General features: G+C 55.5%; 16 protein-coding genes. 5 read left to right on the top strand and 11 right to left on the bottom strand.

Going from position 1 to position 26,182, the window contains the following annotated elements; all coding sequences use genetic code 11:
* Positions 1-76 precede the first annotated feature (76 nt).
* Together CGZ80_RS13545 and CGZ80_RS13540 are read right to left on the bottom strand one after the other, a co-directional pair.
* The gene (locus CGZ80_RS13545; protein ID WP_094415193.1) at positions 77-1,729 is read right to left on the bottom strand and encodes a SulP family inorganic anion transporter; all 1,653 of its coding nucleotides are present in this window, start codon (positions 1,727-1,729) and stop codon (positions 77-79) included.
* 309 nt (positions 1,730-2,038) lie between these two features.
* Positions 2,039-3,883: a mucoidy inhibitor MuiA family protein gene (locus CGZ80_RS13540; protein ID WP_158222688.1), complete on the bottom strand. Its 1,845-nt coding sequence runs from the start codon at positions 3,881-3,883 to the stop codon at positions 2,039-2,041.
* A 347-nt stretch (positions 3,884-4,230) separates the two neighbouring features.
* Between CGZ80_RS13540 and CGZ80_RS13535 the strand changes: the two genes are divergently transcribed.
* Positions 4,231-4,914, top strand: a complete 684-nt coding sequence (locus CGZ80_RS13535) for a hypothetical protein (protein WP_143543914.1) — start codon at positions 4,231-4,233, stop codon at positions 4,912-4,914.
* Between the two features lie 427 nt (positions 4,915-5,341).
* Here the strand turns inward: CGZ80_RS13535 and CGZ80_RS13530 are convergent, their stop codons facing one another.
* Positions 5,342-7,702 (bottom strand): DUF255 domain-containing protein, encoded by a 2,361-nt coding sequence (locus tag CGZ80_RS13530; RefSeq protein ID WP_143543913.1) that lies wholly within the window; start codon positions 7,700-7,702, stop codon positions 5,342-5,344.
* Between the two features lie 100 nt (positions 7,703-7,802).
* On the opposite strand from CGZ80_RS13530, the gene CGZ80_RS13525 reads away from it, so the two are divergent.
* Both CGZ80_RS13525 and CGZ80_RS13520 read left to right on the top strand, forming a co-directional pair.
* Positions 7,803-8,312 carry a hypothetical protein gene (locus CGZ80_RS13525; RefSeq protein WP_094415186.1) on the top strand — a complete coding sequence of 170 codons (510 nt, stop codon included), beginning with the start codon at positions 7,803-7,805 and terminating at the stop codon, positions 8,310-8,312.
* 143 nt (positions 8,313-8,455) lie between these two features.
* Positions 8,456-9,217 (top strand): hypothetical protein, encoded by a 762-nt coding sequence (locus CGZ80_RS13520; protein ID WP_233148410.1) that lies wholly within the window; start codon positions 8,456-8,458, stop codon positions 9,215-9,217.
* Between the two features lie 6 nt (positions 9,218-9,223).
* On the opposite strand, the gene CGZ80_RS13515 is transcribed toward CGZ80_RS13520, so the two are convergent.
* Positions 9,224-9,667 (bottom strand): MarR family winged helix-turn-helix transcriptional regulator, encoded by a 444-nt coding sequence (locus tag CGZ80_RS13515; RefSeq protein WP_094415184.1) that lies wholly within the window; start codon positions 9,665-9,667, stop codon positions 9,224-9,226.
* 563 nt (positions 9,668-10,230) lie between these two features.
* Here CGZ80_RS13515 and CGZ80_RS13510 point away from each other — a divergent pair.
* Positions 10,231-14,193, top strand: coding sequence for a PVC-type heme-binding CxxCH protein (locus tag CGZ80_RS13510; protein ID WP_233148409.1), 3,963 nt, complete (start codon positions 10,231-10,233; stop codon positions 14,191-14,193).
* Between the two features lie 233 nt (positions 14,194-14,426).
* Here the strand turns inward: CGZ80_RS13510 and CGZ80_RS13505 are convergent, their stop codons facing one another.
* The 6 genes from CGZ80_RS13505 to CGZ80_RS13475 all read right to left on the bottom strand — a co-directional run bounded on the left by CGZ80_RS13505 (position 14,427) and on the right by CGZ80_RS13475 (position 23,393).
* Complete coding sequence (locus tag CGZ80_RS13505) at positions 14,427-15,698, bottom strand: AGE family epimerase/isomerase (RefSeq protein ID WP_158222687.1); 1,272 nt, start codon at positions 15,696-15,698, stop codon at positions 14,427-14,429.
* Between the two features lie 64 nt (positions 15,699-15,762).
* Positions 15,763-16,506, bottom strand: coding sequence for an SDR family oxidoreductase (locus CGZ80_RS13500; protein ID WP_094415180.1), 744 nt, complete (start codon positions 16,504-16,506; stop codon positions 15,763-15,765).
* A gap of 120 nt (positions 16,507-16,626) precedes the next feature.
* Positions 16,627-17,199 carry a nucleotidyl transferase AbiEii/AbiGii toxin family protein gene (locus CGZ80_RS13495; RefSeq protein WP_094415178.1) on the bottom strand — a complete coding sequence of 191 codons (573 nt, stop codon included), beginning with the start codon at positions 17,197-17,199 and terminating at the stop codon, positions 16,627-16,629.
* Between the two features lie 342 nt (positions 17,200-17,541).
* The gene (locus CGZ80_RS13485) at positions 17,542-19,965 is read right to left on the bottom strand and encodes a glycoside hydrolase family 127 protein (protein ID WP_158222686.1); all 2,424 of its coding nucleotides are present in this window, start codon (positions 19,963-19,965) and stop codon (positions 17,542-17,544) included.
* 53 nt (positions 19,966-20,018) lie between these two features.
* Entirely contained in the window at positions 20,019-20,825 is an 807-nt protein-coding gene (locus CGZ80_RS13480; protein ID WP_094415301.1) for an SDR family NAD(P)-dependent oxidoreductase, read from the bottom strand.
* Positions 20,826-20,843: 18 nt separating this feature from the next.
* Positions 20,844-23,393, bottom strand: coding sequence for a family 16 glycoside hydrolase (locus CGZ80_RS13475; protein ID WP_094415172.1), 2,550 nt, complete (start codon positions 23,391-23,393; stop codon positions 20,844-20,846).
* A 350-nt stretch (positions 23,394-23,743) separates the two neighbouring features.
* Between CGZ80_RS13475 and CGZ80_RS13470 the strand changes: the two genes are divergently transcribed.
* Positions 23,744-24,898, top strand: coding sequence for a XylR family transcriptional regulator (locus tag CGZ80_RS13470; RefSeq protein WP_094415170.1), 1,155 nt, complete (start codon positions 23,744-23,746; stop codon positions 24,896-24,898).
* Between the two features lie 7 nt (positions 24,899-24,905).
* On the opposite strand, the gene cbiE is transcribed toward CGZ80_RS13470, so the two are convergent.
* Positions 24,906-26,141 carry a precorrin-6y C5,15-methyltransferase (decarboxylating) subunit CbiE gene (gene cbiE, locus CGZ80_RS13465; RefSeq protein ID WP_094415168.1) on the bottom strand — a complete coding sequence of 412 codons (1,236 nt, stop codon included), beginning with the start codon at positions 26,139-26,141 and terminating at the stop codon, positions 24,906-24,908.
* Positions 26,142-26,182 lie beyond the last annotated feature (41 nt).

Here is a 26,182-nt window from a genome sequence, read left to right as displayed (position 1 = left end):
AAAGAGGCAACGAATCCTGTCGCGGGATTCGTTGCCTCTTTTTATTTGGCTTCGCTGTTCTAAACGGTGTCGCTGTTTAACCCAGCCGATCGGTCGCGACGTGATACTGCGGATCTTCCGAAAGGTTGACTTCGACAAATTCACCCGCACGATCAAGCAGCGTCCGGCACTCTTGGCTGAGGTGTGTCAGGTGCAGCTTCTTGTTGGCGGCTTCGTATTTTTCGGTCAGTGTCTTGATCGCTTCCATACCCGACTGGTCGTAAACGCGGGTGTAGTAAAAATCGATGACGACGTCTTCTGGATCGTTCTGCACGTCGAACAGTTCTTTGAACGATGATGCCGATGCGAAGTACAACGGGCCGTGCAGTTGGTAAACCTTGGTGCCTTCTTCATCGACGCGAGTGTCAGCACCCAAGTGAGTCGCGTGCTGCCAAGCGAACACACAGGCCGACACGACCACGCCCAGGATCACGGCCGTTGCCAAGTCATGCATCACGACGGTGTAGCCGGCAACCAGCACCATCACAAAGTAATCGGATGGTGGGATGCGGTTAATCATTTTCAGCGAGGCCCATTCGAAGGTTCCGATCACGACCATGAACATGACCCCGACCAGTGCGGCCATTGGAATCATTTCGATCCAAGGCGCGACGAACAGGATGAACAACATCAAACAGCAGGCCGCAGTAATCCCGCTCAATCGGCCTCGCCCGCCACTGTTCACGTTGATCAACGATTGTCCGATCATCGCACAACCGCCCATGCCGCCAAAGAAACCACAGAGTAAGTTCGCGACGCCTTGCCCGACGCACTCACGGTTTCCACGCCCACGGGTCTCGGTGATTTCGTCGATCAACGTCAACGTCATCAACGATTCGATCAGGCCGACGCCCGCTAGTGTTAACGCAAATGGAAAGATGATTTTGAGAGTTTCCAAGCTGAACTCGGGAACCATGTATTCCATGAAAAACGGCATCGGTAATCCGCCGCCAATCGATGCTTCGACAGGAACGATTTCTTGGCCGCTGGCGAGCTGTTCCTCTGCGGTGGCTGCTGTCGCATGTGTTGCCAACATGTCGCCCACCGTTGCGATTGCGTTCGATGAAATCCCATCCCCAGCGATTTGTCCACTGCGATTGATTCCGACCGAGATCAATGTCACGACCAGGATCGCAGCCAGAGAAGCCGGGATCGCCTTGGTGAACTTCGGCAACCCGACAATGATCAACATCGTTAAACCGACCAAGCCAAGCATCAGCCACAGACGCACACCGCTCAGGTAAACCATTTCGGCAGTGTCGAGATCGAACACTTTAAAACTGCCGAGTTGTGCCATACCAATCACGATCGCCAAACCGTTCACAAAGCCCAGCATCACCGAGTGCGGCACCATACGAATGAGTTTGCCAAGTCGTGCGAACCCGATGACGATTTGGATGATCCCGCATAGGATCACGGCCGGGAACATGTATTCGATTCCGTGCATCGTGACCAAGCCGACGACGACAACTGCCATCGCACCCGTCGCACCGGAAATCATGCCCGGACGACCGCCCAAGATTGCGGTGATCAGCCCAAGGAACACCGCGCTATACAGCCCGATCAGCGGCGAAACGCCAGCAACAAACGCGAAAGCGACGGCTTCGGGGACCAATGCCAGTGCAACCGTCAGTCCCGAGAGCAGGTCGTCTTTGGTATTGGCAGAATGACGGCGGAAGAAGTTCAGCATCGGTGGGGCGGGATTACTGGTGATTGGAAGAGGATTTAGTCGCGAATCCTAGTAGCCCACCAGAACTGGTCAACCGCAACGAAACAGGCGGATTTCGTGCGACAATAGGGGGTTGGTAAACACGGCGTAGGAAAGTGGTTTTGAACCACCTTCTAAGTCCACAACGACGCCCTGGATGAACTTAAGGCGATCGTAAGCCACATTAGCGGCGACGGGAAAAAACTCGTCCGCTTTCCCGAATCACCCCAAAGCTCTCCACATGGGCCCCTGCTGCGGAACGAGACAATGCGTCGGTTCAGCTCGCTGAAATCACTTTCCAGGACTGAATGAACCGCCCATTCCCCCCATGCCGCCGCCCATTCCACCACCACTGGCTCGCTGAAAGTCTAGGTCTTGTTTCAGCTCCTGTTGCAGGTTGGTGCTGACGATGGTCCGTGTCCGGTCCATCTCGATGCTGTATTGATAGTCATGGTCGTACGCATCGCTGCCGAAACGTCGCGGCGGAATCTCGAGGTCCCAACGCAAGATTCCGGTCGGCCGCATCAAACGCAAGTACTTGCCGTCCGTCGACAGTTTGCCGAGCGTGTCCGGATCGACGTTCACATTGATCACGCCGGCACTGTTGCTGATCGGCAAACGATCCATCAACCGAATCGCGATCGGTTGATCATGAAAGTTGGACACGACCAATCGATAGTTCAGCGCCGCCAAACGATTGCCACCTTTGATGGAGACGTTGCGATCGAGCAGCTCGCGCCGAGTCCGCACCTGCCGATCGGCTCCCAAACCAATCAGTATCTCGCCACCGGCCGCGGTCGACAGCAAATCAGTCCGACCAACAAACTGCCCGTCCAAGAACACGGACGCTGCGCCACCCACTAGGTTGCGTCCCGTTTGATTTTCAAGTTCGGCTTCACGATAGGCGAACGTGCTCAACAGCGGGATTACGACGCGATACATCTTGCTTTGAACGGTGGACCGCAGAATCGTGATGGACTGCATTCCGGCCTGGCTCGCAATGTCGATCGAACCACCGATTTCGTACGTTTCGTCCGAGATCGTTTGCATGGCGTCACCGGCTAGCTCGCGCTGCTTCGTTTGAGGCTGATTGAATTCGGCAAGCTGTTTGCGTGCCGCTTCGCTGTTGATCTGCAAGTCATCGTTCCAATCATCGAAGTTGTCCCAAGCCGAAAGCGGCTGTGTGACGGCAGGCCTGCCGAATGGATCGTTGTTCTGGTCACTACTGCCACTCGCCGAAACACGCAGTGGTGCCAGTACCGGACCGTCGGCATTCAGGTTTGGCGTACCCGTGCAAAGAACCAACTCCACCCCAGTCCAGTCCTCGCCGCTGTTTTGCAGCACCTTGCCTTCCATTTCGATCAAGAACTGGTCCTCGCCTTGCGGATTGGATGTGGCATGAATCGTGTAGTTCGGCTGCCAGCTGACCTCATCGACCCAGTAATTCAGACGCAGTTTTCCGCCTTGTGGTGCAAGCACATCCAAAATGACGTCATAGGTATTGCGAGACTGCGGACCAGCCAGTTCAGCGAATTCGGCGATCTTGGTTTCAAGCTTTTCCTGTTGCGTGGTAGCTCTGGCCGTGGCTTCGTGCAGCTCCTTGGCCAACGCACGTCGACGTTGCATGACGAAGTCAGCAATCTCCGTCACGCCTTTTGTGTCCAGCTTCGCCGAATTCAGATCCGCATTGGTTTTTGCGGCCGAAAACTGAACCAGTGTCTCGATCGTTTTCAAATCTTGTTCGATAACAAGGACGTCTTGTTTCGCCGACGCAACCGCTTCTTGAAGACTTCGTAGGACTTCTGCTTGCTCCTGGAACACGCCCTTCACTTCTGTGTCTTGATGTGGAATCAAAGACAACGATCGCACGATCAAATTAGGATCCGATTCGCAACGAACGGATTGGTCACGCAGCGTTTCCGGAAGTCCAGTTAGCCGGATTCGTTGGTGCTTTTCCGATGCACGTAGGTCGGCTTCTCGGACCACATTTGCTTCACGCTGGAAAACGGCGACCGAGGCAACTCGACTTTGCACGTCAACAAAGTCGTTCGCTCCTTCGGTCGCCTTGGGCTCCATCCAGCACACCATCATGCAAAGCCAATAGACGCATCGAGTCCAACGAATTTTGTTTCGCATCGAACGTTTCTCGTTTTGTTTGATGTGATGTAGCAAAACACAACAGAGGTGATGACGCGTTTTGCTGCACTTAGTGATCGAAAAGGCCAAGTCCGGTGTGTAGCACCTTAAGAATGCAGTCGGCATGCCAATTGCATCGTTGGAGATGCATGTATTGAACAGTGGATTGTATAGATGAGTTTTCTGCATGATCCGATCACAGGAACTACACCATGCACATGACGTTCTGGTCTCGGTCAATCGTGGCAAGTGTTTTGGCCGCGTTGGTTTCGTTGAGTTTCACGGCAACAGTAAATTCACAAGACAGATCGATCAGTCAGCTTTTGAAATCTGGTTCCTTCCAAGCGGTGGATCATTCCAAGCAATCCGAGCGTGGCAAGCCGATTCTGTCGTTTCCCTGTGATCCGCTGATGAGCGTTGAACAAGAGCGGCAGCTATTGGAGACTCTAAGCAAGCCATCGCCGCTGAAGGCAAACGCGATCACGACGTTGAATTCACTTGCACAGGCGTTGAGTGAGCATTGCCCTGTGGTGATTGATCGTCGCAGTCTTGACGAGTACGGGATGAGAATTGACATGGATTTGTCGAAGAACCTGTTGCTCGACAACACTTCCAAGGAGCCTGTGTCGAATGAGCAATCTGTCGATCAGCCAGCTTCGAACCAGTGGTGGGCCGCAGCATCGGAACCCACGTCGAATGATCATGGCCTGAGTTTGCTAGGTGATCTGGTACAGCGACTTGACGGCAGTGACTTGGAAATCGTTTTGTATCATTCACGTGTTGTGATCACGACAATCGAAGCTGCCGAGGAGCTGAACATCGTGCGGATGTATGAGATCTCGCCGCTCAAAGGCCTGGATTCCTTGGTCGACACGATCACGCAAACGTTCGATCCCGATCGTTGGGAAATACTGGGTGGTCAAGCGATGATGCGGCGGATTTCTACCGATCAGAATGATTGGTTAATCGTGTCAGCACCCACGATGACGCAGCTCAAGGTGCAAGCCTTTTTAAATCGCATCAATCAATGAGTTTTCGGCGGAGGCATCATGCCGATCGAACGCGGACGTAGGATGGTGATGAGATCCATCGGTTTGCGCGAGATGAATACGTCCGCAGACAAATCATGGTCGCACCGGTTTTCGACTCCGGAGGAGTCCGCGTTGGTAGCTCGGGGCGGAAGCCCCGAGAACATTCCAATCCATCATTCGCCCCGGAGGGGCCGGCGTGGGTTGTGTGTTCGATTCCGTCGGCCCCTCCGGGGCGTGCGTGTGGATGGGCTCCACGGATCTTGGGGCTCACGCCCCAAGCTACCCAAGACGGCCCCTCCGGGGCGAACACATCATGCCGATCCAATGCGGCCGTTGGGGGCGAAGACATTATGCTGATCCATGACGGTCGTTGGTTACGACGACATCATGCCGTTCGAACGCGGCCTTGGGGCGACGACGTTCCACGCTACGGTGATTTGATTTCCAACGGGACCGAAAGCTTTATCTGTTGCGGCTGGAGACAGGCTTTGTCGTCGCACGCTTGGAACTCGATCGTGACCTGCAACATGACCGTTGCGGCGATTGCCTGCGTTGCAATCGAAAGAGGCACACTCAATCGAACTCGATCCTTATAGATCGCTAACTCTTTTCCAAGAACCGCGTCGGTGATTCGTGTTGGCTCGGGCATCGCCCAGGTCCCAACGCTCACGCTCTTGTCGGACTGCACTTGAAACGCGACGGCTTTGACAAACTCGACATCTTCAGTTTGTGACTCTTGATCCTTCGCATACAAATGAAACCCTTGATCGATCGTAAGCTCGATCCTCAACTCGCATTCATCACCTGCAAGCACGCTTGCTTTGGAAATGCTGGCCGTTGCCGTCACGGGTTTCTCACGAACGGTCACCACGCCATCCGATTGATCCGCGGCAGACTTGTCTTGTGTTTGCAGCCATCGGTCTGTCGCGATCAGCAAGTGCTCGTTGGTGTGTGCTTCCCGATCCATCGCGACGGCAAATGCTTCCAGAGTTGCGATCGCGGAGTCACGTAATTCGTCTCGTCCGGTCTCCTTCGCCAGATTCAACAGCAAGCACGCGGCAACTCCGTTGGTGCTTGGCAAATTGCCACCAGCTCCTAAGAACTTCGAACGAACCAACAACGCCTCATGCTCGGGCCCCGTTTGGAAGAAGCCACCGTGCTCTTTGTCTTCGAAACGTTCTTGCATTTGCCCGACCAAACGCAGCGATTCGTTTAAATAACGCTGCTCGCCACTCGCCAAATAGACTTCGTACAAGCCGTTGGCCAGGTAGACATAATCATCGAAGTACGCTGGTTGCTTCGCCGTGCCATCGCGGTACGAGCGGTACAGTCCGTCGCCGTTTTCCATCGTCCGCAACAGAAACTCGGCAGCCGATCGTGCCAAATCGAGGTACTTCGGTTCATCCAACAACCGAGCTGACTTGGCAAGTGATTCGATCATCAAGCCGTTCCAGCTGGTCAACACTTTGTCGTCCCGGTGTGGCTGCGGCCAAGTCAAACGTTCGTCCAGCAGTTGTTGCCGAATGTTCGCAAGCCGCTTCGAATCGACGGTGATCGGTTCCAATAGATGCGGGATGTTCTTCCCGACTCGTTCCCCGCTTGCTTCATCCCGGAAATTGCCTGCTTCAGTGAATTGATAAACGCCTGCGAATAGCGAAGCGTCAGGTGCGGTCAATGTTTTCTGCAACTGGTCGGTCGACCAAACATAAGCCTCGCCTTCTTTGCCGACTTCCCCCGAATCCAAAGCCGAGTAAAACCCGAATTCCTTCGACGTCATTTCACGACTGAGCCATTGATAGATATCCGCGACGGCTTCGCGATATCGGGCTTCCTTGGTGATGTCAAAGGCTTCGGCGTAAAGACCCATCAATTGTGCGTTGTCGTACAGCATCTTTTCGAAGTGCGGCAACAACCACTCGGCATCGGTCGAATAGCGATGGAATCCGCCGCCAAGATGATCATGGAATCCGCCCAGCCACATCGCGTCGAGCGTCTTGGTGATCGGTTCAAGCAATCGCTCGTCCTTGGATTGGCGATGCCGATGCATCAGGAATGCGAGTGTCCCGTGTGGCGGGAATTTTGGGGCACCGCCGAAACCGCCATGCTGCGGATCGAATTGTTTGAGGAACGTTTCGGTTGCCTGGTCGATCAACTGAGGTGTCAGGTCGACGACCTGTTTGATCTCAGGATTGCCGGCACGACGGGTTGCGCTGACAATCGATTCGGCTTGGCGATTCACGTCATCGCGGCGATTGACCCAAAACTGGTGCAGTTGTTCGAGCACCAACACGAATCGCTGCTTGGGAAAGTACGTGCCAGCCATCCAAGGCTTTCCGTCGGGGGTCAGCCAAACCGAATTGGGCCAGCCACCACGATTGGTCAGCAGCTGCGTAACCAGCATGTACTGATCATCGATGTCGGGGCGTTCTTCGCGATCGACCTTGATGGCGACGAAGTGTTCGTTGATCACCTTGGCAACCTCTGGATCTTCGAACGATTCGACCTCCATGACATGGCACCAATAGCAGGTCGAGTATCCGATCGACAAAAAGATCGGTTTGTCCTCGGCCTTCGCCTTTGCGAATGCCTCATCACCCCAGGGATACCAATTGACTGGATTATGGGCGTGCTGCAATAGATACGGGCTTGTCTCATTAATGAGATGATTGCTGTGCATGGTCGCTGGTGATTGTCCAAGGCAGTCATTCAATCCACCGACGCCGATCGCGGCGGCCAAGATAATTGACAACTGTGCCGATAACGAACAAAGCGTGGTACCAGAAACCACCCTGCCGTTTTGTGACCTAGGTTGCACAAGCACGCTCCAGTTTTTTCCAGACGGTTTTTCCAGGCGGCGGGAACACCTGTTACTTAGAGGGGATCATTCGATGTCATTGATTGCGGGATACATGAAAGATAAAGGCACCGGCATTGGCGGTGGCTATGAAATTCAGTCGGTCCCTTTCCTGCGTGCAATCGGGCTAACCCCTTCCAACGGAAAATTCATCATCCAGGGCTCACAAAAGGAAATCAAGGCTTGGCTGGCAAAGCACGGCAACTTGAAAGTGAAAACAGACGAACACTTCGACACCTTTCACGTCACTGTCGGAAAGCTGAACACCACCAACGCGGCGAAGATTTACTTGGAAGAGTTTTTCAAAGGATTTGTCCCCAACGGCGGTGCGATCGCCCGCGTGGTCAGCTTCTTTCGAAAAGACACCTGGGCGCTGATTTTTCGCATCGGTGCGATCCATGCACGGATCCCTCATAAAACGTTTCCAGCCAACACGATGGTCTCCGAAGTCGTCGCAGCCGGACGCGGACTGAAACTGGCCAGCGACGTCGATGCTCCGGGAATCGTTGGCGATGCGCTGGACGCCGCATCGCTGCTGAGCTAGTCGCCCCCTGGGGCAGCCGCTCTGTCGGGTGAACGTACATCTCGCCAACCTGCGTGAAACCCGACTTGCATTTCTCCTGTCAATCTTGCTAGGTCACACGATGGAACGTGCTGCCATGTAATGACGCGAGAGATAGCCTTCTGATGTCCGCCAGTTTAAATCGCCCCGTATCGATCGACCCCATATCGATCGATTCTTGCTCGAGCGATCCAGTTTCCAATGGTTCAGCACGCCGTCTTGTGATTGCCAGTTGGGTTGCGGTCGCTGGACTGTTCACCGGCTGCACACTGCCGACAGGCATTTTGAATTCACGTTGGGCGATGGAAGATCCGGACTACGCGACGAAGTATTCCGATGGTGCTCCCAAATCAGATCTCGCCGGAAAAGCCAAGCAAGCGATGGATGCCCGCTTCATCAAGGGCTCCAACGGAATGTTCGCGTCTGGAGGATACACCTACCGACCCGAGTCAGAAAACAGCTTGGCGTCGATCGATGTTGGTGTGGAGTCTTACCTGACCAGTTATTTGACCGGGCGGGTTTCGTTCATGGGGATGGGCAACGACGAGGACTGGTTCACCGGGGCGGACGCCGGACTGCGTTTACAAACGCCCAGCCGTTTGGCTCCGTTCGTCGGGGCGGGTGTCTTCGCCGGGGCCGCACGTGAAACCATTGATGCCTCCGATGACGGTATCGACAACGATGACGACGGATTCATTGATGAAAACCGCGAAAAGGACAAGCGATTCTCAGGAGCATTCGCGGCGATTTATCCTGAATTTGGGACACACTTTTGGTGGACGCCGCGGATTCGCCTGACAAGTTATGGACGTTACATGATCGCCACCGAAGGCCGCGACGCAGATGACTGGATGCTCGGATTCGGCATCGCAGTGTTCAATAAGTAGCAGCTTTCAGCTGGCCGTCGGAGACGGATAGTCCTTTAGTGAATCGGCGACCTTGCCAAGCAGCGAGACCAGCTTTTTTGATTCCGCTTGTGAAAGCACCCCGAACATACAGTCACGAATCGGCTGACCGACTTTGATAAGCTTTTTTAAGCGACGCTTTCCCGTCGCAGTCAACGCGACCGTCTTCGCTCGTGAATCCGTCGGGTGAGGCTGACGCCGAACCAGCCCCCGATCTTCCAATAGCACTAACATCGCTCGGACGGTACTTGGATCCGAAGTGATGCGGACGGCGAGCTCACGCTGCGTTAGCGCTTTCTCATCTTGAAGGGCGCACATCAAGACAAATTGGTCGGCCGTGACGTCGAACTCGGTAAAGCACGCGTCGCTGTTGCGGTGTAGCGATAGGTACGCCGCACGCAGTGCCATCGGTAGCTCTTTCTCGATATCCATAGGAACTCGGTTCTGTCGCAAAAGCGGTGCGTGTGTGATTAGCGAAAAGACTTTGCGATGGCAGCATAGCGACTACGCCTCCTCAACTCCCGGGACACGTAAAATTACTCTGCCATGAAAAAGTGTACTCGCTCAAAGCGAAGTCTCGAAGTCCCTACTGAGGCAATTCTTCCGCCCCGCGAGTCTCACAACCATTTCCTGTCCGATCTTCAACATTTCGCGACGGGGAACGAACGTGCAGGCACTCAATGCGATCCAACATTGAGCTATCAGGCAACAACGGGGGCGCAGCTACCATTCCAAGCCGACTCATTCTCTTTTGTCACAACCGCTCTGGCCGGACCGGCATTCGCGAAAGAAACATCGGAACCGCCTGTCTGGAATCGTGTTGGTTACAAGGTATCGAATGCCCGACAGAACTGATGTGTGCGAGCAACGTTAAATTTCTCTGCTCGTTTGCGCAATTCCTCATGAGCGTCGGAATCGCCCGAGCATTACACTGACGTCAGCTCCGGCTTTTCACAGCTCTCGTCCGATCCGACTTCCCTTCTGCACTGGATGAAATGATGATTGCCCGATTTCGACCACTGACATTCACTGGTGCGTCAGTCGCGTCTCTTGTGCAGCTACTGTTGGTCTCGCCCAGCCTGCTTGTTGCCGCTGACAACCAGGGAAACAACGCTGCGGTCACGGCCGCCAATCGTCCCTTCGAAGCTCCGAGGATGACGCCTCCGTCAATCGATGACGAAGGCTTCGCGGCAACCGATGTCGGAGCAAAAATTCCGAACTACACGCCAGGTGAAAGCTGGGGAACACAAGGGGCGCCGCTGACGCTGATGCAAGACCCGTTGCCAGCTGAGCAATCGATCAAGGCCTACACGACGCCTCAAGAAATCCGGCCTGTTCTGTGGGCCAAGGAAAGCAACGACAACTGGCCATCCGGTTCGCAAACCGAAACGCCAGCCGCCGGGCTGAAAGGCAAACCGATCGCGATGAACTGGGACGAAAACGGACGGCTTTGGATTTGCGAAACCGTTGACTATCCCAACGAACTGCAGCGTGAAGATGCCGTCGGTCGCGACCGCATCAAGATTTGCGAAGATACCGATGGCGACGGTCTGGCTGATCGCTTCACGGTCTTCGCCGAGCATCTCAGCATCCCGTCAACACTTGTCTGTTATCGCGGTGGCGTGATCGTCCAAGATGGGCAAACGACGATCTATCTCAAAGACATCGATGGCGATGACAAAGCCGATTTTCGTCAAACCCTGATCACCGGTTGGGCGATGGGCGACACGCACGGCGGCGTCAGTAATTTTCAGTACGCCCCCGACAATTGGATTTGGGGCATGCAGGGTTACAACAACTCGCAGCCAGTCATCAACGGCGAAGCTCAAATGCGATTCCGCCAGGGCTTCTGGCGTTTCAAAGTCGACGCGGGTGCTGCCGACTCGACCGCTCCCGCACATGCGATTGAACAGACCACCGGCGAAGTCGCCAGCGACAGCACGGATCAATTCAACGATCACACGATCCGCGTGCAAGCTCTCGAATTCATCCGCGCGACCAACAACAACACCTGGGGCTTGGGGTTCAGCGAAGAGGGCTATGTGTTTGGATCGACGGCAAACGGTTGCCCGAGCGTGCACATGCCGATTCCCAACCGATACTTCGATGGCGTCGCAGGTTGGTCCCCCAAAACGCTTGAGAAGATCTCCGACTCGACACGTTTCCATCCGGTCGACGACCACATTCGACAAGTCGATTGGCACGGCAGCTTTACCGCCGGCTGTGGTTCGGCCATCTACACCGCACGCAACTATCCACAGAATTGGTGGAACCGAATCCAAATGGTTTGCGGTCCGACCGGCCACCTGGTCGGTTCCTTTGTCCTGAAGAAAGACGGCGCCAACTACACCAGCCACAACGCGTTCAACACCGCCGCCAGCATCGATGACTGGACCGCACCGATCATGTCGGAAGTCGGCCCCGATGGAAACGTCTGGATACTCGATTGGTACAACTACATTGTCCAGCACAACCCCACGCCAAACGGCTTCAAGACAGGGAAAGGTGCCGCGTATGAAAGCGACCTTCGTGACAAGCGTTTCGCACGCGTTTATCGCTTGCTCCCCAGCGATCCATCAGCAACGAAACTTTCATCAACGACTCAACAGCTCGCGGACGCCTCTGATGCCGAATTGGTCGCGACGCTTGCCGATGACAACTTTTTCTGGCGGCGTACGGCGCAGCGTCTGTTGATCGAACGCAATGCCGACGACGCGGCAACTCTCGATGCACTCGTCCAACTTGCGAAACAACAAGACGTCGACGCAATCGGCTTGGCCCCCGCGTCGATGCACGCCATCTGGACGCTCGCCGGGTTGGCCGAAGCGGAGAATGGTGCCGTCGCAGAAAAACTGGCTGAAGCTTGCTCGGCTGGATTCAATCATGTTTCCAGCCCAGTGCGAGGCGCCGCGGTCGCCTTCTGTGCCGACGGCCAAATCGCCGATGCGATCAAAGCCGGCTTGGCTCAAGACGTCGATCCGAAAGTCCAGCTGGCAACGCTGCTTCGTGTCGCAGACGGCCGATCCGATAGCGTCTTGAAGGGCGAGACACTAGCAGCTTTATTGACCGGAATCACTGGCGATAACGTTCTCTTGGACGCTTGGACCGCCGCCTCGGCAACCGATCCGGTCGCGACCATTGTCGCACTCAGCCAGACCGACCTCAAGCAGGTCTCCCAGCGCGAGCTCGACGAACGCATCTCGGTTTTGTCGGAGCATTTGGCGCGTAACCGGCCGACGGCCGATCAGGTAACACAGCTGCTTTCCATCGATCCGAACTCCGCCTTGGCTGTGACCGTGTGGAGCGGATTGGCGAAAGGGTGGCCGCGTGACTTGGTGGTCAAGCTGCCCGCGGATGCTCAGGCAGCGGTTCGCGATCGATTCCTGGCGAAAGACGTTTCCGTCGAAAACAAGGCCGCAATCCTGGCGGTCGCTGACAAATGGTCAGTCGACAATTTGGACAGCATCGTCAGCGAAATCCAAGACGAATTGCTGACCAGCGCACTCGATCAGAACGCCGAGACGGAAACGCGGTTGACCGCATGGGACCAAGCGATTCGTTTGGCACCGGCCAGCCCCAAGATTTTGGAAGCGACCGAGCAACTGCTCACTCCACAGCTAACTCCTGCCGCCGGTATCGCCGCACTAAAGTCACTCCAAGCGGCTCGCGTCGACGGGCTTTCGCAGCAGTTGCTGGATCTGCGAGGTTCCGTCGGACCACAGCTCAGCAGCCAAATTTTGACGTTTATGTTGTCGCGCAACGGCAGCACCGCAGACTTGCTTGATGCGATCTCGGAAGGACAGGTTCGCTTCACCGACTTGCAGCTCGATCAGCGGCAAGCGATTTTGAATCATCCGAGTCGCGACATCGCCTCACGTGCTGCCGAGTTAATGAAGTCGACGGGAACGATGGTGTCGTCCAATCGTCAAGCCTTGGTCGACCAATGGATGCCGGTGACTGAAATGCCCGGCGACGTGGTCAATGGGGTGGCGATGTTCAAAAAGCATTGCTCGGCCTGCCATCTCCACGGCGAACTCGGTAAAGCGGTCGGTCCGAACTTGACTGGAATGGCCGTGCATCCCAAAGCCGAAATCTTGATGAACGTGTTGGACCCGTCGCGCAGCGTCGAGAATAACTTTCGGACTTATCAGATCCTGACCGTCGACGGAGATGTGGTCGCCGGCATGCTGGCGGGCGAATCCGCCAACTCGCTGCGGTTGATCGATTCGCAAGGCAAGGAGCAGCAAGTGCTTCGGGAAGACATCGAGCGCATGACGTCTTCGCCGAAATCGTTGATGCCGGAAGGTTTCGAAAGTTTGTTGACGAAGCAAGAGATGGCGGACCTGCTGTCGTTTCTTGCCAAGCGTGGGCGATACACGCCGCTGACGATTGCGACGGCGGCAAGCGTCAACGGCAACACCGGATTGCCGGGGTTCCGTGGCCGTCCGGGCGACAAGTTCGAACTGAACCAGTACGGGCAAATCGAGGCCGAAGGTGTTCCATTCGAATTGATCGACCCACAACAAGGGCGTGTTGCCAACATCATCGGGCTGCAGCGGCCATTCCGCCAAGGACAAACGAGCCTGCCGCAATCGGTCCAGATCCCGTGTTCGGGCAAGGTGTCGGCGATTCACTTGCTCGGCGGCGTCGCGTGGGGAGCGTACCCGCGATCCAAGAACCCGACCGTCAGCATGACAGTGCGTTGTCACTATGCCGACGGCAAGTCGATCGATACCGATTTGATCAACGGCAAACAAATCGTCGGCTACGAAGCGGACAATGATGTCCCGGGATCAACGAAAGCGATCGAAGCGAATGGCAAGCAAGTTCGCTACGTGAAGTTGGAAACGGACAGCAGTCGCGAGCTGGAGAGTATCGAGCTGGTCAAAGGCGACGACTTTTCGATCCCATTGGTGTTCGCCATCACCATCGAATCGGCCCCCAGCGAGGCGCATTAATTAATGAGCTGGAGGTCAGGCTTTGGCCGTTTAAGAGCCGCTTGCTGCCGAGCGAAGTAGAACCGTGGCGAGCGCTAACCGGCCGATGGGATCATGCCTAAATTAGCCGATACGCGCTAGCGTCGGTTCCCGGTTCCCACCAATATGCAGCGGGATTCAGACTGGTGCGGAACCGTGGCTAGCGCCAGCGGCTGATGGAGATGCCTGGATTCGCCGAAACTTACTCGCGTCGGTTACTGGCTGAACTCTTTCAGCAACGCTTCGCAACGAATCAGTGCTCGTCCGTTGTGATAGGCACCTTGCCACATGCTGGTGCGACTGGGGTAGCGGTCTGGCTTTCCGTCGACGGTCAGTGTGTTCCACCAGCCGCCTTCCTTTGCGACCAACGACTGCTCGCAAAACTTGTAGGTCCCTTCGAATAACGGCAGATACTTCTCGTCACCGGTCAATTGGTGCAGGGTCAGCATCGCGACCAAGGCTTCGGTTTGCGTCCACCAAACCTTCTTGCGTTCGTCACTCGGTTCGCCGAGCGGGCCGGTGTAATGAAAGCCGCCGTATTGGTGATCGTATCCATAGCGAATCGAATAGTCGCACGTCGTAACGGCCCAATTCTCCAGTGTCGTGGTGCTCTGTCCAAGTGCTTTGGCGGCTTCGAGGACCAGCCACGCACACTCGACGTCATGCCCATAGCTGGCACGCAGATTGGATGGCGATTCAATCATCTCCCACTGACGCGTCCAGCCATCAATGTTGCAGGCATATTGCGGATGCTTGACGGTCGATATGTTGATCGTGATCAGCTCTGCCAGTCGGCGGCCGACCAAGGCATTGTCCGTTTCTTTGTAGAGCTCCGTGAACGCTTCGAGCAGGTGCAGGTGCGAGTTATACGTTTTGGTATTGATCGCACCGACATAGCCGGATTCCTTGGGATCGGTGACAAGCTTCCAATCGTTATAGAAAAACTCTTGGTAACCGCCGTATTGTTTGTCATGGCAATGCGATTCGAGAGTCTCGAACAATTGGGTGGCTCGTCGCAGCGCATCGTCATCTTTTGAAGCACGGTAGTATTCGACAAACGCGTAGATCACGAACGCGTTCGGATACACGTGCTTGCGAGTATCCGAGGGCTCGCCGTTTCGCCGCGTCTTGGTGATGTAGCCACCGTGTTGCGAGTCGTAGAAGTGCTCGCACAGAAACCGATAACCTGATTCGGCCGCTTGCAGCGATGCTTCACGGCGAATGTCATTCACGGCAAGGGTGCTGAAAAACCATACCTGCCGCGCTTGCATCGTCAAGAACTTGTCGGTCGGAACAAAATCACCATCACGGCCGAGCTCTTCGAAGTAGCCACCAAATTCTTTGTCGAGGCTTCCTGGCAGGTAAAAATCGACCAAGCTGGTTTCAAGCAACGACCTGCATTGTTCGGGCGTGACGCTGACGGAAACCTGAGCACGGGAGACCTGACAACAGGCAACCCACAACAAGGCAAGGCAAATCAGACGCATCGTGTCACAAACTCCGGCAGCGATTCGAGGAACGGGAAGATTCCTCGAATCATACCACAGGTGACTACTCTGCCATCTCGTTCGAATCGATGACGTTTTCCGCGAACGACGCGTACGCTTCGCCAAAGTCCTTGGCCATCGAGTCGGGGAAGGCATGGAAGTCGCCGCTTTCGAGTGCTTCGATGATCGCGGTTGCGACCAGGCTTGGCGGCTCGGCGATTTCGCTCAGGCCCGCGGCGGATGCCATGTCGGTCGCGATCGGGCCAGGGTGCACGCTGACAACTTGGATGTCTTGAGGTTCTAGCTGAGCCCGCAAACCTTGGGTGATCGAGTAGGACGCTGCTTTGGATGCCGAATAGGTTGCGAATTCGGCAAAGTTCTTCAGCGAAGCGACCGAATTAAGCTGCACCAACGCGCCTTTGCCGTTGCTTTTCAAAACCGGGGCGAACGCTTGGGCGATGCGGATCAGGCCGTACACGTTGATGTCCATCTCAAACTGCAACGCTTCGACGGCACTGGAGTCCATCGCGGGCGCCGTTCGCAAGACGCCCGCGTTGTTGACGACGAGGGTCACGTCACTTGCCGTTTTTGCGGCGGCGGCAATCGTTTCTGGTTTGCCCAGATCGAGCTCAATGGCGACGACTTGATCACCGTACGTTTCGATCAGCGGCTGGACGGACTGAGGATCACGGACAGCCGCATAGACCTTTTTTGCGCCGTGTTGTAGCAGCCCTTCGAGAATCGCTTTCCCGATTCCTCGATTAGCACCAGTGACGAGAGCGATCGAATCTTTGACGAGAAATGTCATCCGAGGAATCCTTCGAAATTTGAGTGAAAGTCAATTCGTTTCGCAGGTGACTACCCGCGAAACCAAAGCACCTTTCACCATTTTCACCGATTCTCAGACGCAATGGTATGAGGGAGCGGATCAGCGGATTTCATCGGGTTCGATCAACACCTCGTTCAGCAATTCCTCCAGTTGCAATTTGCAAGCTTGTTGCCGGATTACGGATTGCTGTAGTTCATTGCAACCAGAAAAAACACTTCGAAAATCACGGCGACTACGGTGGCTTCCTTTATGGATCCAAATGAGTTTCGAGATTGCCGCGTCGACGCGAGAAACGACAGGCAAGAAGACTCCCTCAAATAGCTCAAGTGTTTGAGAGCGTTGCAGCTCTCCGCGAATGAGTTCTCTTGGATAGATGTCGAGCTTCAGCGTTTCAGTCTTGTCAAGAAGTTGAAAAAGAGAACCTTCAACGACTGCTTTCCGGACGACACTTTCGGTAAATAGAAAATCGGAAGATGCCAGCTGGCAGACCAGGTCATCGACTCTTTGGTTCGCGACTTGTGGCGAGACAACGATGTCGATGTCCTGGGTCAAACGTGGCTCGCCATACACAGAGCTAATCGAACCTCCTGTGAGATGAAAAGGGAGGTCGATCGTGTTCGCAATTTGAACAAACTTTTTAATCGTACGTTCGAACGATTCAACGGGAAACACTAGCTAGTTTCTCCAAGATCAGCTTGACCACTTCCGGCTCTCGCTCATACAGCTTTAAAGCAACGCGCCACCTGACTACTTCGTCTGACAGACTCGGTTCACTACTGCGAAGGCGTCTCGCAATTTGTTGCCGCGTCCAAGTCAGCATCGCAGCGCTTCGAGAAAGTTTCTCGGCTGGCGACATTGCTCTCCAGCGGCGTTCATATTCAAGCTCAACTTCGGTTGCCGTCATTTCGGTCTCCTGTTCCCGTCATGAATGCTAGTATAGACAGCGGAAGCGGTCGCATAAAATGTCTTTGTCCTGGATACTTGGCCTGAAAAGGGGGATCCCCCCTCAGAACGCTAGTGAAGCTGGATTTCGAGGATTCCCGCGGACCAGTTGGGTTGGAGTTGGACTTCGAGGCGAAGCTTTTGGACGGTGGTCGGTGGGAAGCTGATTTTGTTGAACTGGTCGAGCTCGACCGGGCCTTCGCTTTGGCCCGCGATCGGTTTCCAGGTTCCATCGACTTGATGAAGGACGCGCCACGTCGCCGGGACACGGCAGTGACGGTTGACGCGTCGTTCGTCCCACCAATACACCTCGACCGAGCGTAATTCGCTGGGCTTGGCAAGTTCCACCTGCAGCCATTCGCTGGTCCCGCGATGATCCCACCACGTGAACCGGGGAATCGAATCGTCATCCGACGCTTCGGCCATGACTTGGTCGTTGACGGCCGCAATCGTGTCGCCGGTCCAGCAATGTGAGGCCGTCCAGGTGCCCTGGCTGGCGATCGTCTCCGCCTTGGCTTCTTCGGTCAACAAGATCGTTGTTGGCATCCAAGTTTGACGTCCCGTCGGTCCACGGTTCGAGTGGGCAAAGAAGGGAATGCCAACTAGCTCGATGTCTTCTGTTATATCACCAATCACATCCTGACCATACAGCGACTCGTCATCTTTGACGGGAAGGCGTTGCTTTGCCTTGACGCGGATTGATTCGATTCCAACGATTCCGCTCGGTGGCTCACTCGGCACAGCGGTCGCCGTTTCACTTAGATAGCTGAACCGTAGTCTGTCTGTGTTATCGATCTCTTCGAAGCAGTAAACCAGTGGCCCTTTTTGAAAGCTGACGCGTCCCAAGTCAGCTTTGACCTGTGGATTCGCCGACACCGTTTGGACCGGCATCTCGAAGTCGAGCGTCACTTCATCGCCAGGTTTCCAGGTTCGCAGCAGCGACGCGTAGCCTCGTTCCAACGTCGGTTGGTCGATGGCATTTCCGTTGATGGCAATCTTGAAGCCCTGGCACCACTCGGGAATTCGTACATTCAACTTCAGCGGATCGCTGACTTCACCAACCGGCGAAACTTGCAATCGAACTTGGCCGCCAAACGGATAGGTGGTTTGCTGGCGAAGTTGCAGTTGATGCTCACCCACACGAACCGTCGCTTCACTGCCAATGAAAAGATTGACGTAGGCCGCATCGTCAGACTGGCAGTAGACGTAGCCTGGCAAAGCGCCGGTCAGTTTCAAAAACATCGGCGGGCAACATGGGCAGGCATGCCAGTCCCAACGCTGTTTTGATGCCGGTGCGGTCAATGGGCTTTCGTAAAGGTACCGATCGCCGCTTTGTGAAACGCCAGACAGCACCGCGTTGTAGAGCACCCGTTCGAATTGGTCGATGTACTTTGCATCGGGAGAAACCTGATGCAGGTTCAAGTGATAGAAACCGGCACCTACGGCGCCGCACGTTTCTAAATAGCCATCGTTGGGAAGCTCATAATCGGCGCCGAACTTTTCGTCGTCTGCGATCGCACCGACGCCACCGGTCACATACATTCGCTGACCGGTCATGTTGCGCCACATTCGATCGGCAACCGCAAAGTAGCCGCTTTGTGGATCTTCCTTGGCGATCGCAGCCAGCCCGCCGTACAGCAATGTGGCACGAACGGCGTGGCCTTCGATCGTCTTCTGATCACGAATCGGGACGTCGTCTTGGGCGTATTGTCCGAAAGATTCACGTCCATCGTGCTTGCCACGCAATTCGACGAAGAGTTTCGCGAGGTCAAGGATCTTGTTCGCGTCAACGTCAATCGAAAGCGTTTTGCTAAGCTCCGGGTGCTGCGTCAAGACTTGAGACAGTTTGACGAGTGCTTCTTCTGGCAAAGCGTGAGCCGGGATCACGTTGACCTTTGGTGGCAAGCCAAACGTCTCTGCCATGTGATTGGCCAGACGCAATGCGACTTCCAGAAGGTTGGTGTTTCCGGTCGCCCAGTAATAATGCGCGGCGGCTTCGAACAGGCATCCGGCGTTGTAGACATCATGTTGGAAACGCAGTTTGCCGCCGTTGCGTCCCCAGCGTTGGTCGGGGACTTCCAGTTGGGTGTAGCTGCTTAAGAAACAGTTCGGGTCCTGCTTCGCCGCTTTGCAGATCTGTGTGACATAGCCATCGATTCGAGCTTGCAGTGCTGCGTCGGGATTGCTGCGTAAAAAGTCATTCGCACCGCGAATCATCTCCAGCACCAAACCGTCGAACCAAGGTGCACCACGATGGCCACCTGTTTGCCCCGCAATCAAGCGGTCAAAGTTTTCAAACGCACCGTCGCGTTCGAATTTGTCGAAACAATCGTTGATCGTGACGTTTTGCCAAATGGTGCGTTTTGGCGACCAGAAGGCGTCATTGATCGAAACCTGTTCCAGCGGAACGGGATGCAAGGTCGTGGCGTCTTGTGCGCTACCAAATAGCGGAAGCGACACCAGGATCGCGAGCGTGATAGAACGGACAGGGTTCATGGAACGAATCAGAAATCGGTTGGTTGGCGGGAGAGGGCTGGCAATGCGGCACATTACCAGTGCATGACGAAACCGCCATCGACGTTGATCGTCTGGCCGGTGACTTGCTGACTTCGGTCGGAGGAGAGGAACACGATCATGTCTGCGATGTCCTCGCACGATTGCCATTTTCCAAGCGGCACGAGGCTTTTGATCTTATGCTCCGCCCAGTCTTCGTAACTTTGACGTTGTTCGACAGGCGTTCGGTCATGCCAAGCTTGCCAGACGGATCGGTTCAGCGGCGTTTTCACCATCCCAGGGCAAACGGTGTTCACCCGGACCTGATGCGACGCCAAGTCTTTCGCCATGCACTGCGCGAAATTGATATTCGCAGCCTTACTGGCGCTGTAGGGCGGATCGGTTTGCGAGCCAATCTGGCCAGCGATGGACGCCAAAAACACGAACGTTCCGTACTGTTGTTTGGTCAAGTACGGCGTCAACGCGTGGGCCACGTTGACCATGCCCATGATGTTGACCTCGAGTGTCTTCCGCCAATCCGCAGGTTCGAGCTCGGTAAACGGAAACCCGAATTTGCCAGATCCCATCGCCGCACAATGCACGACGTGTTGAACGGTGCCGCCACGCGTTGTGAATTCGTCGATCGCGTTTTTCAGCGATTCGAAATCAACGATGTCCACCACGCTGGTTTCAACCGTGACGCCTGTTTGTCGCAAATTACTTGCGACCTGCTCGATGTCGGGCGACCTGTCCCAAAGCAGTAAGTTGCATCCCTCTTGGGCGAACTGCTTGGCACTTGCCAGTCCGATGCCACTTGCGCCACCGGTGATCAATGCCGTGTGTTGGCTAAGTTTTAAATCCATTTCGATTGTTCCACCGATTTAGGATCCGATCCGAATGGTCGAAAACGAGTACGCCGGCACCTCAATCGTTGCCGATTGATCGGTGGTCCCGATTGAGATCGTTTGCGTTGTCGGATGGATTTGATTCGGGTTGTCGGCCGTGTTGTGCGCGTTCAGCGGTGCTGCCAAAGTTGTGACCTGGGCATCGGAAGACTGCACCTGAATTCCATCGCACAGTAGTTGCACATGCACAGGATGTGCGTCGCGATTGGCGACTCGCACGATGACCGTTTGCTTGTCTTCCGAAGCGGTAGCGACCACATCGATTGACTCGGGGACGGCTTGTTTGTCGTTCGATGCGACGGACGACTGAACTACCCAAGGTTGGTAGGCTTGTGAGACCATTTGGGTCACGAAACCAGGGGGCTGTAACCAAACGTCGGAGGAGTTCAAAAACAGCAATCCTTGATCCCAACCGTTGTCGTTTTGGCCATCGGGCTGCAAGCAGTTTGCTGACAGGGTGATCGGGATGCGACCGTCACGCATGATCCGTCCGATCATTTCCGCATTGGACAGCGCCCGGCGTTGGCGGTGGTTGTTGGCGTTGAATTCAAAGACAACGACCTTGTGCTTGGCACCTTCGGCGAGTTTTTCAAGTGCGTCGACATAGGTGAAGAACGCGTTCATCGACGAGGTCGGCTCGGGTCCACCGGTCCACATGTGCGTGTCGAACCAAACTTCGGTGTCCAGTTCTTTGGCGAGGGCGAGGATCTTTTGGTGGGCAGCCAGACTGGTGATTCCGGCTGGCGAACCGGTGAAGTGAAACGGATCGACGATCGGGCTTTCGAATTGGAAGTCACCGACGATCAAGGTCAAGCTCGGATCCTGTTTCCACATCGCACGTGCGATCGGCTCGTAGCGATCCCAGTACGCTTCGTTCACAGATTCTTCGTTGCCGAGCTGGATGAATTGCAGTCCGTAGGGTTTCGGATGGCCGTCGGCAACGCGTTTTTGTCCCCAAGTTGAGTTGGCATCACCGTTGGCGTATTCCAAGAAATCAACCATATCCTGTGGCGATTCGTCGATGCTAAAGCAGGGGATCCCGAAGATGCCGGTGGCTTCGCAAAGGTTCAGAAAATCAATGATTCCCCAGCCATTGGTCGAATAGTCGTACCAGTGACCATCGTAAGGTTGACGTTGGTCGCGTGGCCCGATCATGTTTTTCCAGCGATAGTTCGGCGGGTTATCGACCATCGAGCCGCCGTATCGAAGCACGGTGATTCCTTGGTCGATCAAGCCTTCGACAACATCGCGACGCAGCGGCAGGTCTTTGTAGCGTCCCCACGAACCGGGTTGCAGAAATGCATAGCCAATATCCAGCTGTCCGGCATCTTGCAGGCGAATCGCAAAGCGACCGTTTTCGGTTTCACCGGTCGGTGTCAATTCAAAGTCATACCGGTTCCACTTGCCATCGCCCGAAACGTTCACGATTTTGCTGGCGAGTTCATGAACCTCGTTGTTGTTTTCAATCGCAGTGTCCTCAAGGCGAGTGCCTTCCAACGTAACGGAAACGGCGATCGCTTTGTCGCTTCGCAGCCACAACTGGCCTTCGTAGGGTTTGCCGTTTCGAAACGTCATGCCCCAGCGGTTCAGTCCACGGTTGGCAAGACCCGCTGATCCGCCGTTCGTTTCGGCGCTGATCCGTTGGCTCTGTTGGCCGACAAATGGGTTGTCTTTGATCAGCTGAAACGATGCGTTTGCTACATCGCCCACCGCGTCCCACATGCCACTGATTTCGTTCGCACGAGCAGTCCCGACAAGCGAAGCGTCAATTGCATTCCCGTCGACGTTTAATTCCAGGTTGCGGTACTGGGCGTTGCGTTGCCATTGGCGAAAGCCGATCGTTCCGGCGCGGAGCGGATGTTGGTCGCGAACCGTGGTGATTTCTTTGTCGTTGACGAAAACGGTAAACGATTCTGGTTCGATTTTGACACGCAGCCGGATCCATTCGTCGGTGCGAACATCAATTGCTTCGTAACCGATCAGGTTAAAGTTATGGTCATGCCGTCCGATGACTAGGCGGTCCGCTTGGCTATCAAGAGCGATCTCGTAACCCGAAAAATTGTCCGCGCCGACTTTGGCCTGGTTGGTCGCGATGATCAGCCCCGCGTTACCGGCCACTTCGCTAATCAATTTAACATCGACGCCAACGCTACCTTGATGAATGACCAAGCCTTCGCGGACGAGTTTCGGGCCTTCGCCGGCGCTGCCGGACAACACGCCGTCTGCAACCGACCACTTGCCGCCAGCGGCTTCGAAGCCTTTGACTGGGCTTTGACGACTTGGCTCTTGAAAGCTTTCGCCAAAGATCATTTGGCTATAGATGCCGCCGTAGATTTCGTGGTTGACGTCTTCGATGCAAGCACCGGTCAGGTAAGGCGACACGCGATGCAGACGTTGCGCGGCGTCGACGTTGATTGTGAGGGTGGGGCTGGCGACCGGTTGGCCGTTGGCGACTTGGCCTTGGGCAAACAGCACGACCGCTGCGGCAGCGATCGTTGACATCATGCCGTGACGTGAAAGTGGCATTTCGATGGATTCCCGGAACCGAGAAAGGCGGAAGGAACGCTACTTTCGCGGAGCGAAAGGCGACACTAGGAGAACGTAAAACCGACAGGTTGTTCGGTGTGGAAGTGTGACTGCGACCGATCAAGATTGCCATGAGAAATGTTGGCACCGAATGAGTTCTGTTGTCATGAATGCGAAGGGGTTTTGTTGGCCAGTTTGTCGCGGAATGCGAGCGTTTTTGCGTCTATGATAAAGAAACTGCGTTCGCCAGGCCGATCCTTGCCACAGGTCGAGCCCTCGCGTGCAGGAGTTTTTTATCGCGTCGATTTTCCGTCGATTGACGCATCCGTGTCTTCAGAAATCCGAAACCCATGGTCCAAAAGAAACGTCGTGTCGCGTTGCTTGTCGAAACGGCGACGACGTATGGGCGAAGCATTCTGGAGGGGATCGCGAAATACCAGCGGACACGTGCACGCTGGTCGGCGTTTATGGACGAGCGTGAACTGGGGGCCTCGCCGCCGGAGTGGCTGCTGCAGCGTCCGTGGGATGGCATCATCTGTCGCAACACGACGCCAGAGCTGGCCGCAAAGATTCGTCGCAAAGGTATCCCGACCGTTGACCTGAATGACTTGTACGCCGATTTAAAGCTGCCGCGAATCCAATCCGACATGCACGCGATCGGAAGGCTTGGCGCGAGTCATCTTTATGAACGCGGCTTTCGCAACTTTGCGTTCTGCGGCTTTGAAAAGGAAACTTGGTCCGAACAGCGATTCGTCGGTTTCAGCGAACATCTTCGCAGCCTCGGTTTCGAAACCGCCACCTATCATTCCGTTTGGCGCGGGAAGGCGGCCGCCAAATGGGACTTGGATCAGGAGCGTATTGCACAGTGGTTGCAACAGCTTCCCAAGCCCGTCGGGCTGATGGCTTGCAATGACATCCGCGCGCAGCAGGTGCTCAATGCCTGCCAAAGCTCCGAGATCTTTGTGCCAGAGCAAGTGGCAGTGATCGGCGTCGACAACGACGAATTGCTTTGCAACTTTTGTGACCCGCCACTATCGAGCATTCAGCCCAACCCACAGCGGATCGGTTTCGAAGCGGCCGAGTTGCTGGACGAACTGATGTCCGGTCAGAAAGCAGATTCGGCCGCCCGATTGGTCGATCCAATGGGTGTGATCGTTCGTCAGTCGACCGATGCGCTGGGGATCGATGACGACTTGGTTGTCGAGGCGATCGCGATGATTCGCGAATCCGCTTGCTTTGGCATGACCGCACAAGACTTGGTCGGCAAGCTTGGTGTCTCCAGAAGCTCGATCGAGCGCCGGTTTCGGCAAAGCTTGGGGCACAGTCCCCAGCAAGAGATCCGCGCCACGCAGCTGCGCCGGATCAAAGAATTGCTTCGTGACACCAACCTATCGTTGGCCGAGATTGCGAAGCTGACTGGGTTTGATCACACCGAGTACATGACCGTCGTCTTCAAACGCTTGACGGGCATTCCGCCAAGCGTGTTTCGTGAAGACTTTCGCTGACGTTTGATTACTTTCCGCCGACGATCAAGAACATCGGGTTCAGCGATTCGAAGCGGACACGGTCCAGTTGGTGTTGTCCGCGAGCGATGTTGATCATGCGGACTTCGGCGCGGTAGCCGGAATCTTCCAAGACCTTTTGAACGGCGAGCAAGTTATCGGGGCTAGAGACACTGACCACGATGCGGCCTTTCGGCATTCGGCTGGCCGCTTCACGGACCAGTTCCGGAACGATGCGTCCGCTGCCACCGACAAAGACCGCGCTAGGGTCTGGCAAGCTGGCCCAAGCCGCCGGGGCTTGGCCGTGGATCGGGACGAGTGACGGGACGTCAAAACGCTCGGCGTTCTGCAGCATCAGGTTGTAGTCTTCGGCGTCCATTTCGATCGCAAAGACTTTGCCGGCGGTCGCGATCGATGCGGCTTCGATGGCCAGCGCGCCGCTGCCGGCACCGACATCCCAAACGATCGAGTCACGTTGCAGTTCCAATTCCGCCAGCGCGATACAGCGGACTTCCATCGGAGTCAACAAACCGCGTTTGGGGCGTGATTGCAAAAAGACGTCATCGGGGTTGCCGAACAGCCGCGTGCGTTTGCCGGTACTGGGAAGGTCGGCCGCACCGGTGCGACGGACCAAGACCATCACGTTCAGTGGCGAGAATGACTGCCCACGGATCGATTGCAAGTCGCCACGGGTGACGGTTTCGCGCGGGGTGCCAAGGTTTTCGCAAACGTAGGCGTTGAAGTAGTCGATGCGACGATCGAGCAACGCTTCGGCGACCACCGACGGGGTGATCGAGTCGGTCGTGAACAGGCCGACGCGTTCGGCCGAACGGATCATGTCGACGACGCGATCGAGTGGCTGGACGGCGAGATTGGACAGATAGGCATCGTCCCAGCTTTCTTTGACGCGGGCAAAGGCCAGCTGCATCGAACTGACATGGGGGACGATTTCGAAGCGGTCTTTGCCAACCGTTTCGGTCAGGTAGTTCGCAATGCCATAAAACAGCGGGTCGCCACTGGCCAGCAACACGGTTTGTTTGTCAGGCAGTTCGGCGATGGCCGATTTCAGCTCGTCCAGGCCACCGTTGCATTCGACACGAACGGCGGGCACCGAATCGTTCAGGCGATTAAGCAATGCTGACGTGCCGATCACCATTTCCGCGGAGGTCAGCAAGGACTTCGCATGCCCGGTCAGGCCATCCAATCCGTCGTCGCCAATACCGACAATATGAATCCGAGCGGTCACGCAATGTTCTCCTGAAAACCGATGATCTTGTTTCTCGACAG

The sequence above is a fragment of the Rhodopirellula sp. MGV genome (genome assembly GCF_002251265.1).
GTDB classification, from domain to species: Bacteria; Planctomycetota; Planctomycetia; order Pirellulales; family Pirellulaceae; genus Stieleria; species Stieleria baltica_A.
Note: the sequence above shows the minus strand (reverse complement) of the source record. Positions and strands in the feature narration are given on the sequence as shown.